Raw genomic sequence first — 12,151 nt, 5'->3', positions numbered from 1 at the left:
GGTTGACTCCTGGTGTGGTGGTGGGTGGTGGCGTGGCAAAAGCTGCTGCAAAAAAAAGACCGGCGCCCGGCACCTCATGCCGCCGCTGTGTCTTGCCGCTGAAATCTAGTGTTGCCGCCAGGAGTGGACAAGCGGACAGTTTCGACCGGGCTGATCGAAGTTTTCGACCCCCATGGTCAGCCGCTTGCCGGCGCGCTACGCTGCTGGCTAATCGAGAGGGAGAGCGAGATGAAACTGAGCCTGGACGCGCTGGAAGTGCTGGATGCCATCGACCGGCACGGCTCCTTTGCCGCCGCCGGGGAGGCGCTGTTCAAGGTGCCTTCCGCCATCAGCTACATGGTGGGCAAGCTGGAAGACGACCTGGGGGTGACCCTGTTCGACCGCAGCGGCCTCAAGGCAAAGCTGACGCCCACCGGGCGGGCGGTGCTGGAGGACGGACGGCGGCTGCTGCGCGGGGCGATCGCGCTGGAGCGGCGCGCCAGGAAGATCGAGGCCGGCTGGGAGAGCGAGCTGCGCATCGCGGTGGACGTGATCCTGCCGTTCCGCATCCTGCTGCCCTACATCGCCACCTTCTACGGCGAAAACACGCAAACCCGGCTGCTGTTCAGCCACGAAGTATCGGGCGGGCCGTGGGATGCGCTGCTGGATGGCCGGGCGGACCTGGCCATAGGCGCGCTGGATCGGGCACCCAATCTGCCCGGCTTCTCCAGCTGCGCCATCGGGCAGGTGCAGTCCGCCTTTGCCGTGGCGCCCGGCCACCCGCTGGCCGATGCCGAGCAGCCGCTGGATCGCTCCGAGATCGGCCAGTACCGGCTGGTGGAAATCCAGGACACCTCGCGGCATGGCCTGCCGCGCCCGCTGGAGCTGCAGATCGGCCAGGACTTCCTGCTGGTGCCCAATCTGGAGGCCAAGCTGCAGGCGGTGCTGGCCGGGGTGGGCTGTGGCTTTCTGCCCAGCTGCCTGGTGCAGCACTGCGTGGACCTGGGCAAGCTCAAGGTCAAGGAGGTGAAGGAGCCGCGGGCGCACAAGCAGTTCTTTGCCGCCTGGAATACCGGCGATGCCGGCCTGGGCGTGCAGTGGTGGGTGGAGAAGCTGTCGCAGGGGGATTTCATCAACGACGAGCTGATCGTCAAGATGCTGGCGGCGGCGCCTTTGGCCTAGCCAGCGCGGGCGGCACGGGAAAGCATGCGGCCAACCTTCCGCCGGCAACTACGCCGAAGGAGGTACAGGCAGGGCGGGCCGGCTGGCCTATACTGCGCGGATATTTATGACAAGGCGCAGCCAGCGCCTTGCCCACACACCAGCCAGACATCAAGGAGCAGATATGCTGACCAGCGCCCGTAACCAGTTCGCCGGCAAGGTAAGCGCCATCAAGCAGGGCGCAATCAACGACGAGGTGGACATCACCCTGCCGGGCGGCGACATCATCACCGCCGTCATCACCCGCCAGAGCACCGAGAATCTGGCATTGAAGGTAGGCTGCGACGCGCTGGCCATCATCAAGGCGCCGTGGGTGATCCTGGCCAAGCCGGATTCCGGCATCAAGCTGTCCACCCGCAACCGCCTGGAAGGCACCGTGTCCGCCGTGCGCCCGGGCGCGGTCAATACCGAAGTGGAAATCAGCCTTAACGGCGGCGACAAGCTGGTGGCCATCATCACCCAGGAAAGCGCGGATGGCCTGGGCCTGGCTGCCGGCAAGCCGGTCAGTGCCTTCTTCAAGGCTTCCCACGTGATTGTTGGCGTCAAGGCCTGAGCGACAGCACGGAATACCGGCGCTGAACCGGCCTTTCCATTCAGCGCCCGATGCAAAAAACACCCTGCCAGCCACGCTGGCGGGGTGTTTTGCCGTGCGGCCAAGCTTTGGGGTTGGCCGCAAGGCGTTTGCGGGCCGGGAAAGCGGATTGGCGGCTATGGCGGGTAGAGACTATGGTGTGACCAGACGGTGACGCCCCGTGTCCCGGCTGCCCGGCATGGATAGCTGACGCACGAAGCGTTATGCCGGCACCGCGCGGCAAGGCGTCGCGGTGAAAACCACGGCTTGTGCCCGGCAGCAGCGCTGCTGCGCCCCTTGTTGACCTGCCAGGCACCCGAATGGAGGCACACGATGACACGAGTTCGCGTTGAGGGCTTCACCATCTCGCTTGATGGCTATGGCGCTGGCCCGGATCAGGATCTCAACAACCCGCTGGGCGTTGGCGGCACGGAACTGCACCAGTGGCTACTCCCGACCCGCACCTTCCAGCAGGCCTTGTTCGGCAAGGACGACGGCAGCACCGGGCTGGACGATGATTTCGCCGCCCGCGGCTTTCGCAATGTCGGGGCCTGGATCCTGGGGCGCAATATGTTCGGTCCCATTCGCGGGGCCTGGCTGGATACAGCCTGGAAAGGCTGGTGGGGCGACAACCCGCCGTATCACGTTCCCGTCTTTGTCCTGACCCACCATGCCCGGCCCGCCATCGACATGGAAGGCGGCACCGTATTCCACTTCATCACCGGTGGCATCCGCGAGGCACTCGACCGTGCCCGCGAGGCAGCAGCCGGCATGGACGTGCGCATCGGCGGCGGGCCGGCCACCATCCGGCAATACCTGCGGGAGGGCCTCATTGATGAGCTGCACATCGCCATCTCGCCGGTGCTGCTCGGCCGGGGAGAGCCGCTGTTCGCTGGGCTGGATTTGCGAGCGCTGGGCTACGAGTGCGTTGAATTCGTCGCATCTGAGAAGGCGACGCATGTCGTGCTGCAGCGGAAGGGGGTATAACGGGGCCTGATCACTTGTTGCAGGCTGATGCGCTGATGAATGGGCTGCCTTGATGGCTGTAGCGCTTCGCCCTGCAGTGGTACGCAAGTGGTGGAATCACATAATATATACAATTGACATATATTTTCTCTGTCAGTAAGCTTTTGTGCTTAAGCCGTAAGCGCTCGCTCAACTGGCCCTGTATCTTGATCGAGCGTTAACGGTGGCAGAGATTCGGTACCGGTTTTCAGGTGAGTAAATGCGGTAAATGCATACGGTAAGTTCCGATGATTACCAGCAGCCAAGCGGTTCCATCTCATCCTTGCTCGGAGGCGATGTAATGCAGCAGTCCCTATGCGGCGCGGCAGCACTGTCTCCCTAAAACAATGTTAGGTACCTCAGTGCTATTTATGCGTAAGCTAATCGTTGGATGTTTTGTTGGTCTCTTTTGTTTATCAACGCAGGCGGATCCATTATTGCAGCGTTTATGGGGTGAGTACGTTGCCTACCGGCCTTGGAATATGTTGCTCCGTACCATTACCATCGGGGACAACGAAAGAGTAGTGGCCGCTGAAATCAGCGTTGGCACTCCGGGGTGCAGCGGTGCATTTTCTGGAATCGGAACTTCGGACGGGCAATCCCTAAAAATTCGTCCATACAAACCTGCTTTTCCCGCGGAGGCGCAATGCACTCTTACCATTAAATTAGATAAGTCTGGTAAGACCGCTACAGTATCGGAAGAGCATTGTTCTCAGTATCATGGCGCTCAATGCGAATTTACTGGGAAGCTAGTTGCCAAATGATGCAACCTCCTATCAACTGCCATGTTGAATATCCATTTTCCCATGGTGTATGGGCTACCATAGGTAGAAGCAACTTCCACTTCTGCATAACTCAGTAGTCTGTTCTGAGCAGCTCTTTTCCCATAGCGCCCTCCCACACAAAAACACCCCGCCAGCATTGCTGACGGGGTGTTTTGTCTTGCGGCCAACCTTGGGGCAATCCGTCGGTGTGGCCGGTGAAGCTTTGTCCGTTCGGCCGCCGCAACAGTCACCTGGGCGGCATCAGTTCCGGGGCCTTGAACGGGCGTCGGCGTGAGGCAGGAATTTATCTACCGTACCGGGACAGTCCACCCAGGCGCCAGGATCAGGTGCGGGCTGTTGCCGGCATACATGGCCGTTACCAGTGCCGACCGCCGATTCAGCACCGCGCGCTGGTTGATCGAGCCCTTGTCGGTGATTTCTCCGTGGTCGATGCTTGGTGCTTCCGTCATCAGGCACAGGCGGCTGATGCGGCTGGCGGAGCCGGTGGCCTGCCGGTTGAGGCTGCGTAGCAGTGCGGCAAAGCAGGCGCGCACCGCGGCATGTGACAGTATCGCTTCCGCGCCGGCTGGTTCTGCCAGCCCTGCCAGGCTGGCGCAGTGCTCCAGCCTGGGGAACAGCAGCAGGCCGATTTCATCGCGGTCCAGGCCGGTAACCACGGCATCGAGCACATACGGCGCGCCTTCGCTGATCACCCTGGCCCGCAAGGGGCCGACGCTGACGAAGGTGCCGGAGCTGAGCTTGAAGTCCTCGGCGATGCGGCCGTCGAACATCAGCCCGATCTGCGGCTGCGCGGCATCGTAAAAGCGTACCGCATCGCCGCTGCGGTAATAGCCGGCCTCATCGAATGCCGCGGCGCTGTGTTCCGCGGCGCGCCAGTAGCCCGGCATTACGTGCGGCCCCTTGAAGCGCGCCTCCAGCTTGCCGTCCACCGGTACCAGCCTGGCCTCGCAGCCAGGTGCCGGCAGGCCCACGTAGCCGGCCTGCATCACCGGGCCGGTGGTGAAGGTGCAGGACGGCGAGCACTCGGTCATGCCAAGGCCGGCCATGATGCGGATGCGCTCGCCGCAGCGCGCCTCGGTTACCCGCTCCAGCTTGTCCCACGCGGCCTGTGAAAGCCCTGCGCCGGCAAAGAAGAACAGCCGGACGCGGGAATAGAACATATCGGCCAGTGCGTCGTCCTGCTCCAGCGCCTCGGCCAGCATCTCCCAGCCCTTGGGCACGTTGAAGAACACCGTCGGGGCGATTTCCTTCAGGTTGCGCAGCGTTTCGCCAAAGCCTTGCGTGGTGGGTTTGCCGCCGTCGATGTAGTAGCTGCCGCCGTTGTACAGCGCGATGCCGAAGTTGTGGCTGCCGCCGAAGGTGTGGTTCCAAGGCAGCCAGTCCACCAGCACCGGCGGCTCCTCGCCAAAGCAGGGAAAGGACTGCAGCAGCATCTGCTGATTGCTGCACAGCATGCGGTGGGTGGTGATGACGGCCTTGGGTTCCCTGGTGGAGCCCGAGGTGAACAGGAACTTGGCAATGCTGTCCGGCCCGACGGCGGCATTGACGCGGTCGATGTCGCCGGGTGGCGTGGCCAGCAGCTCGCTCAGCGGGGTATGTGCGCGCCCGGCCAGGTTGCCGTGGCCAAGGGCGATCTCTACCTCGTCCGGCACGACGGCGGCCAGCGCCGGGCCGAAGGCGGCGCCATCGCTGGCGAACACCAGGCCCGGCGTCATGTGCCGCACCAGCCCGGCAAGTTTGTCGAAATCCTGCGCCACCAGCGAATAGGCCGGCGATACCGGGCAGTAGGGAATGCCGGCGTAGAGCGCGCCCAGCGCCAGTTGCAGGTGGGCAAGGTCGTTGCCGGACAGGATCATCAGCGGCCGCTCGGCGCCAAGGCCCCGTTCGCGTAGCGCCTGGCCGATGGCCCGTGCCTGTTGCAGCAGCTGGGCGTAGCTGAGGTGCACCCAGGCGCCGTCGGCGCCGCGTTGCGCCGCCAGGGTGCGCTGCGGGTATTGCTCCGCACCGCGCCGCAGGCAGTCGCCAAGGCGCTCGGGGTAGGGCGCGAGTGCCTCCTTTGAACGTAAGTGCCATACGCCTTCGCTATCCTGGTCGAACTCGACCGGCGCACTGCCCACGCTCACGGCGCGATAGCGCGCCGTTGTATTTGCTGCCATGTGATGGGACATGACCGCGCTCCTTAGATCGGGTAGTGGCGCGGGCCGGTCTGAATGGTGATCCAGCGCAGCTCGGTGAATTCGGTAATGGCCGCCTTGCCGCCGAAACGGCCATAGCCGCTGGCCTTGACGCCGCCAAACGGCATCTGTGCTTCGTCGTGCACGGTCGGGCCGTTGATGTGGCAGATGCCGGATTCGATGCGCCTGGCCACCGCCAGCGCCCGGGCAATGTCGCGGCTGAAGACCGCCGCCGACAGGCCGTATTCGCTGTCGTTGGCCAGCTGCACTGCCTCGTCTTCGTTGTTGACGCGCAGCACTGCCACGACCGGGCCGAACGATTCCTCGCGGTACAGCGCCATCGCCGGCGTCACGCCATCCACTACGGCCGGCTGCATGATGTTGCCGTCGAGCCGTAGCGGGCCGCCAGGCAGGCGCGCGCCCTTGGCCACGGCGTCGGCCACCAGCTCGGCCACGCGGCTTGCCGCCAGCGGGTCCACCATGCCGCCCAGCACCGCGCCGGGCGCGCCCGGTTTGCCAGCGCTGAGCTGGCTGGCCTTGTGCACGAGTTTTTCCACGAACAGGTCGGCAACCTTGGCATCCACGATGATGCGTTCGGTCGACATGCAGATCTGGCCCTGGTTGAAGAAGGCGCCGAAGGCGGCGGCCTCGACGGCGGCGTCCAGGTCGGCATCGTCCAGCACCAGCAGCGGGTTCTTGCCGCCCAGCTCCAGCAGTGCCGGCTTCAGGTGGCGTGCCGCCAGTTCGCCGACGATGCGGCCAACCCTGGTGGAGCCGGTAAAGTTGACGCGCCGTACCGCCGGGTTGGCGATCAGCCGCTCGACGATGGCCGGCGCATCCGCCGGCGCATTGCTGATGACGTTGACCACGCCGGCAGGAAAGCCGGCCTCCTCGAATACCGTGCCGATCAGGCTGTGCAGCGCCGGGCACAGTTCGGATGCCTTCAGCACCACGGTGTTGCCGCAGGCCAGCGGCATGGCCAGCGCGCGGGTGCCGAGTATCACCGGCGCGTTCCACGGCGCGATGCCCAGCACCACGCCACAGGCCTGGCGCACGCCCATGGCCACGCTGCCCGGCACATCGGACGGAATCAGCTCGCCACCGATCTGCGTGGTCATCGCCGCGGCTTCGCGCAGCATGTTGGCCGCAAGCATGACGTTGAAACCGTACCAGCCCGGCACGCCGCCGGCTTCGGCCACGCCGCGGGCGATGAAGTCCTGGGGGCGGCTTTCCATTACCTCGGCCGCCTTGAGCAGCAGGCGGCGGCGCTCGCCCGGCAAGGTGGCGGACCAGGCCGGGAAGGCCTGCTGCGCCGCGGCCACGGCGGCGTCTGCATCCTGCAGCGATGCGGCGGCGGCACGCGAGGCGACCTCGCCGCTGTTCGGGTTGATGCGCTCAAAGCAGGCCTGGCCAGTGGCGGCGTGTTGCTGGCCGCCGATCAGCAATCCGGTTTCGAACATCACGGTTTCTCCTCTTTCTTGTGTGTGACGCAGGCCGGCCCGCGCCGGCTGCGGTGCTGGCGGCTTATCAACCGCGCTTGTAGGTTTGCAGGCCCGGCTTGATGGTCTTGTCGTCCAGGAACTGCTTGAGACCCTGCTGGCGGCCTTGCTCCGGGTCGCGCCCGTTGGACTGGTCCACCTTGGCGTACAGGTAGTCTTCGTTCTGTTCCCAGGACAGTTCGCGGCAGCGCTTGAAGCCGTGCTTGGCGAAGCGCAGCACCACCGGGTTTTTCTCCAGCAGCTTTGCGGCCAACGTTTCCACCGCGTCGCGCAGCTGGGCGCGCGGTACGCTGCTGTTGACCAGGCCCATTTCGGCGGCCTGTTTGCCGGTGAAGGTCTCGCCGGTCATGATGTAGTACAGCGCGGCGCGGTGGCCCATGGTGTCTGCCACTGCCTTGCTTACCAGGTTGCCCGGCGGAATGCCCCAGTTGATTTCGGACAGGCCGAACACCGCCTCGTCGGCGGCAATCGCCAGGTCGCAGGCCACCAGCGGCGAGAACGCGCCGCCGAAGCACCAGCCGTTGACCATGGCGATGGTGGGCTTGGTGTAGAAGCGCAGCAGCTTCCACTGCCATTGCGAGCAGTCGCGGCGCATGCGTTCCTGCACGATCTCCGGCTTGCCGTCGGTTTCGCGGAAGTATTCCTTCAGGTCCATGCCGGCGGACCACGATTCGCCGGCACCGGTGAACACCAGCACCTGCGCCGCGTCATCCAGCTCCAGCGTTTCCAGCACATCGATCATTTCGCGGTTCAGCGTGGGGCTCATCGCATTGCGTTTTTCCGGGCGGTTCAGCGTTACCCAGGCAATACCGTTTGCCACTTCCACCTGCACCGTTTGCCAGCGTTCCTTGTAGTCGGCCATGTCTTGTTCCTTTATCAAATAAATATCAGGTTGCCTGATAATTGAATTCATCTTACTCATGCCGCGAAGGCGAAGGCAATAGCCGGCGCGAAAAATATCAGGATGGCTGATACTCGGCTTTGCGGGTAAGCTGGCGCTTTCCCTGTTTTCGCCCCAGACCATGACTACTGCCGACTCTCCAGCGCAGGACAAGCCAAGCGGCATTGCCTACCTGATCGGCCGGCTCGACCACGTGCTGAGCCGGCGCATGCGCGACAGCCTGCTGCCGCTGGGCCTTACCGTGCAGCAGTACACCACGCTGTCCTTCCTCTGCACCCAGGGCCAGCTGTCCAATGCCCAGCTGGCCGAGCGCTCGCTGATCTCGCCGCAATCGGCCAACGAGATGGTGAAGATGATGGAAGGCAAGGGCTGGATTGAGCGTGAGCCGGACCCGAGTCATGGCCGCATCATCCAGATCCGCCTGACCGAAGCGGGCAAGGTGCTGCTGTACCAGTGCGATGCCGCGGTGGCGCAGCTGGAGGCCGTCATGCTCGCCGAGCTTGGAGACGAGGAGCGCCCGCTGTTTCACCAGCAGCTGCGCACCCTGGTGCGAACACTGAGCGCACCGGGCATCTAGGTATTGCGCGTCTGGTCCGGCATGGCCGGGCGCGGCACGCCGGTATAACGCTGCGGAAACTTCACCGCTACCGGCTCCCCGTCGCTGCGCCAGCCGTGGCAGGAGTCGATCAGGCTGGCACCTTTGGCACTCAGCGCCGCCAGTTGCTCCGGCGCTTCCCACTGCGCCAGGTAGCGGCGGCCGGAGGCCAGTGTCTGCAAGGCCGTGGTGGCCATCGGGCCGAGCAATTCGGTGAGATGGGTGCAGCCGGCCCGCCCCTTGAACAGTTCCCGCACCTGGCCGGAAAACCCCGGCGCAATACGCAGCCCCAGCAGTTGCCGGTAGGCCGGATTGATCTCCGGGCAGGGTGGAAACGGCGCGTGCTCGGTGCTCGCTTCTGCGGCATGGATCAGCAGATCGTCATCCACGGTCAGGCGCAGATGCATCTCGTGCAGCGGCAGCCCCGGCGCCAGCGGCCGGCCATCGTAAAAGGTCAGCGCATAGCCTTTGGTATCGACGATGCTGCCTTCGATATCCCACAGACCATCCTGGCGGCGATAGCCACGACAGTGGATCTGGCGGTGGTGGAACAGGCTGCGTTCAGCGGGTGGGGATAAGGGCATGTTCAAATCCTTGCCTGGCAGGTTGGAAATATCTCCTGCGGCGAAACCAAAAAAGATCTGCAGACTGCCAAGCCCGCAGATCAAAGGAGAGCCGAGCGCTCAGAACGAGTAGATGAACTGGGTGCCGAAGATATCGTTGTCCCTGGAGAGCGAGCCGTCGCTGCGGCGGAACACCGCGTTATTGGCGAAGTCGTGCCGGTATTCGAGCTTGATCTGGGTTTTTTCGGTCGGGAAGAACTGCAGGTCGAACGCCACATCGGCGCGGTTGGTGCCTTTGCACGCCAGGCCGTTGTCGCTGGACTGGCTCAGGCACTGCTGATCCACGCCGAAGCCGCTGGTCGGGTTCAGGCTCGGGTTGCTGCCGGCAAGCCCGTACAGAATGCTGCTGCCGCCACCGCCGTTCCTGCTGTTGTTCAGGTAGTCAAAGCGGATGGTCGCGCCCATGCGCCCCAGGGATTCGCTATTCCATTTCTTGTTGGCCAGCAAGGAGACGCCGTACCACACCGCGGTACCGCCGTTCCAGGCAGCGCGCTGCTGCTGGCCGTAGTCGATCTGGGCGTTGTACTGCGTATCGGCCCAGGTGTAGGTCAGGTCGCCTTCGGCATAGAAGTAATTGCCGAACGGCGTGCTGCCGTTGCACTGGTAGCCGTAGCCGCCGCTGGGGCAGGGTGAAAACAGCGTTTGCCGGCCGATATTGGCGGACAGGCCCAGATCCAGCGAGGTGGTGTACTGGTAGTCCACCCGCGCGGCGAGGGTGGGGCTGTTATTGCTCCTGTTGGTGTCATTGGGCCCGCTGACGACGGAGCCGGCCGACTTGAGTTGCTCGTTGGCAAGCATCACCTGCCACAGCGTCTGGTAATTGTTGGTGAACCACTTGTAGTTCATGCCCAGGTAGGAAGCCGGCTCGCTGAAATCGAACAGCAGGTTGTGCGTCAGCGTCTGGGTCTGGGTAACCGGGTTGGGCTCGTAGCCTGCCAGGCTGGGCAGCAGGCCGATCTGCAGCGTGGCGGTGGGCGACAGCGGCAGGCTGACATCTGCCTGGTTGAAGATGCTGCTGGTCATGCCGCCGTTTTCATTGCTGAAGCTGGCGCCGCTGCCGCGGTTGGGCTGGATGATCAGCTCGGCACTCGGCGCACTGGGGCCCACGCCGAAGGTTTTCTTGATATCCAGGGTCACGTCGCCCAGATTGCTGTCGTAATAGTTGTAGGCGCCGTTCTTGTTCAGGAAACGGAAGCCGCCGGAGTTGGTGGCGCGGTTGTAGATATACATCGGGTCGATAAAGCCGCTCACGCTCAGCCCGGCAATCGGCCCGGTGGCTGCCGCCTCGGCCAGCGAATCGACTTTCATCTTCAGGCTGGTCACCGTTTGCTTGATGCTGTCTTCTTCCGGCTCCTCCGCGGCCTGTGCGCTGCCGGCCGCGGCTACCACCGGGGTGGGCGCCGTCACGCCGACCTGCTGGCGCAGTGCCTCCAGCTGCTGCTGCAGCAATGGAATCTGCGCATTGCTCTGTTGCAACAGCTGCACTTGCTGTTGCAGCACTTCGATCTGCTTTTCCAGGTTGGCGCTATTGTCGCTGCCGGCAAAGGAAGCTGCCGGCAGCCCCAGCAGCAGCGCGCTGATCAGTTTCAGTTTCATGGTTCATCCCTATGTAGACGTGCTGGCGGCTCCCGGATCAGCGGGTCTTGAATTCCTGCCACAGGCGGGTTTCCAGGCGCATGATTTCCGGTGGCAGCGCGTGCACGGTGAACATGGTGTTCATCTCTGCTGCGGCGGGATAAACGGTGGGGTCTTCCAGTACCTCCTTGTTCAGCAACTTCTTCGAGCCCGGTACCACGGTCGGGTAGTAGGTCTCGTTACTCAGCGCGGCGGCTTCTTTCTCCGAGATCACATGGTTGATCCACTTCATCGCCGCGTCGGCATTGGGGGCGGACTTGGGTACGGCCATCACGTCGAACCAGATGACAGTGCCTTCCTTCGGAATCAGGTACTGGATGTTGTACGGTTTTTTGGCGGCCTGTGCCGCCAGGCGGGCGGTATTCACATCGCCGGAGTAACCCATGGCCATGCAGATGTCGCCACCGGCCAGGTCATTGGCGTAGCTGACGGTATTGAACTGGCCGATATAGGGGCGGATGGCCTTGAGCATCTTCAGCACTTCCTGGTAGTCGGCCGGGTTGGTGCTGAGCGGATTTTTCTTCAGGTAGTACAGCCCCATGCCGAATACGTCTACCGGCGAATCCAGTAGCGAGACGCCACATTTCGCCAGCCTGGACACGTACTTGGGGTTGAACAGCAGTTCCCAGGTATTGAGCGGGGTGTCCTTGCCCAGGATGGACTGAACCTTCTGCCTGTTGATGCCGATGCCGTCAGTACCCCAGTTGATCGGCACGCCGTACTGGTTGCCAGGGTCGGAGCCGGCCAGGATCTTCATCAGCACCGGGTCGAGCTTGGCCAGGTTGGGGATCTTGGTCTTGTCCAGCTTGCGGTACAGGCCGGCCTGCAGCTGGCGGCCGAAGTAGGAATCGGACGGCACCACCACGTCGTAGCCGGAGCTGCCGACCAGCAGCTTGGTCTGCAAGGTGTCGTTGGAGTCGAACTCCGAATAGCGCACCTTGATGCCGGTCTGCTTCTCGAAGTTGGCATTGGTGTCACGGGCAATACTGTTGCCCCAGTTGTATACGTTGACATAAGCCTGTTCGGCCGAGGCCTGCGACGCCGCGAACAGGGCGGGCAGGGCCAGGGCACAGACTGTCTTGCTGAATGTTCTCATCTCGTTTCCTTTGCATGGATCATCGCTGTCTGCTGCAGCATCAAATTGCCGTCGGGTGGTCCGCGGC

10 protein-coding genes are annotated in these 12,151 nt (G+C 63.5%); 4 read left to right on the top strand and 6 right to left on the bottom strand.

What is annotated here, in order from left to right; genetic code table 11:
• Window positions 1–228 precede the first annotated feature (228 nt).
• The 3 genes from PSELUDRAFT_RS18415 to PSELUDRAFT_RS18405 all read left to right on the top strand — a co-directional run bounded on the left by PSELUDRAFT_RS18415 (window position 229) and on the right by PSELUDRAFT_RS18405 (window position 2,758).
• Window positions 229–1,161, top strand: coding sequence for a LysR family transcriptional regulator (locus PSELUDRAFT_RS18415; RefSeq protein ID WP_088968204.1), 933 nt, complete (start codon window positions 229–231; stop codon window positions 1,159–1,161).
• A 163-nt stretch (window positions 1,162–1,324) separates the two neighbouring features.
• Window positions 1,325–1,753 carry a molybdopterin-binding protein gene (locus tag PSELUDRAFT_RS18410; protein WP_088968203.1) on the top strand — a complete coding sequence of 143 codons (429 nt, stop codon included), beginning with the start codon at window positions 1,325–1,327 and terminating at the stop codon, window positions 1,751–1,753.
• Between the two features lie 351 nt (window positions 1,754–2,104).
• Window positions 2,105–2,758, top strand: coding sequence for a dihydrofolate reductase family protein (locus PSELUDRAFT_RS18405; protein WP_088968202.1), 654 nt, complete (start codon window positions 2,105–2,107; stop codon window positions 2,756–2,758).
• A 1,090-nt stretch (window positions 2,759–3,848) separates the two neighbouring features.
• Here PSELUDRAFT_RS18405 and PSELUDRAFT_RS18400 read toward each other — a convergent pair.
• The 3 genes from PSELUDRAFT_RS18400 to PSELUDRAFT_RS18390 form a co-directional block, all read right to left on the bottom strand.
• On the bottom strand, window positions 3,849–5,729 hold the full coding sequence (locus tag PSELUDRAFT_RS18400) for a feruloyl-CoA synthase (protein WP_088968201.1): 1,881 nt from the start codon (window positions 5,727–5,729) through the stop codon (window positions 3,849–3,851).
• Between the two features lie 11 nt (window positions 5,730–5,740).
• Window positions 5,741–7,195, bottom strand: coding sequence for an aldehyde dehydrogenase (locus tag PSELUDRAFT_RS18395; protein ID WP_088968200.1), 1,455 nt, complete (start codon window positions 7,193–7,195; stop codon window positions 5,741–5,743).
• 67 nt (window positions 7,196–7,262) lie between these two features.
• Window positions 7,263–8,096 carry a p-hydroxycinnamoyl CoA hydratase/lyase gene (locus PSELUDRAFT_RS18390; protein ID WP_088968199.1) on the bottom strand — a complete coding sequence of 278 codons (834 nt, stop codon included), beginning with the start codon at window positions 8,094–8,096 and terminating at the stop codon, window positions 7,263–7,265.
• Between the two features lie 160 nt (window positions 8,097–8,256).
• Here PSELUDRAFT_RS18390 and PSELUDRAFT_RS18385 point away from each other — a divergent pair, with 160 nt between their 5' ends.
• Complete coding sequence (locus PSELUDRAFT_RS18385) at window positions 8,257–8,712, top strand: MarR family winged helix-turn-helix transcriptional regulator (RefSeq protein ID WP_088968198.1); 456 nt, start codon at window positions 8,257–8,259, stop codon at window positions 8,710–8,712.
• On the opposite strand, the gene PSELUDRAFT_RS18380 is transcribed toward PSELUDRAFT_RS18385, so the two are convergent.
• The 3 genes from PSELUDRAFT_RS18380 to PSELUDRAFT_RS18370 form a co-directional block, all read right to left on the bottom strand.
• A complete protein-coding gene (locus tag PSELUDRAFT_RS18380) occupies window positions 8,709–9,314 on the bottom strand; it encodes a DUF2889 domain-containing protein (RefSeq protein ID WP_088968197.1) in 606 nt (201 codons plus the stop codon). The genes PSELUDRAFT_RS18385 and PSELUDRAFT_RS18380 overlap by 4 nt on opposite strands.
• Before the next feature lie 99 nt (window positions 9,315–9,413).
• Window positions 9,414–10,949, bottom strand: a complete 1,536-nt coding sequence (locus PSELUDRAFT_RS18375) for a DUF3138 family protein (RefSeq protein ID WP_088968196.1) — start codon at window positions 10,947–10,949, stop codon at window positions 9,414–9,416.
• A 37-nt stretch (window positions 10,950–10,986) separates the two neighbouring features.
• The gene (locus tag PSELUDRAFT_RS18370) at window positions 10,987–12,084 is read right to left on the bottom strand and encodes a polyamine ABC transporter substrate-binding protein (protein WP_088968195.1); all 1,098 of its coding nucleotides are present in this window, start codon (window positions 12,082–12,084) and stop codon (window positions 10,987–10,989) included.
• Window positions 12,085–12,151: the final 67 nt, after the last annotated feature.

This window comes from Vogesella sp. LIG4 (genome assembly GCF_900090205.1).
Lineage (GTDB): Bacteria > Pseudomonadota > Gammaproteobacteria > Burkholderiales > Chromobacteriaceae > Vogesella.
This window is presented reverse-complemented; position numbering and strand designations above follow the sequence as displayed.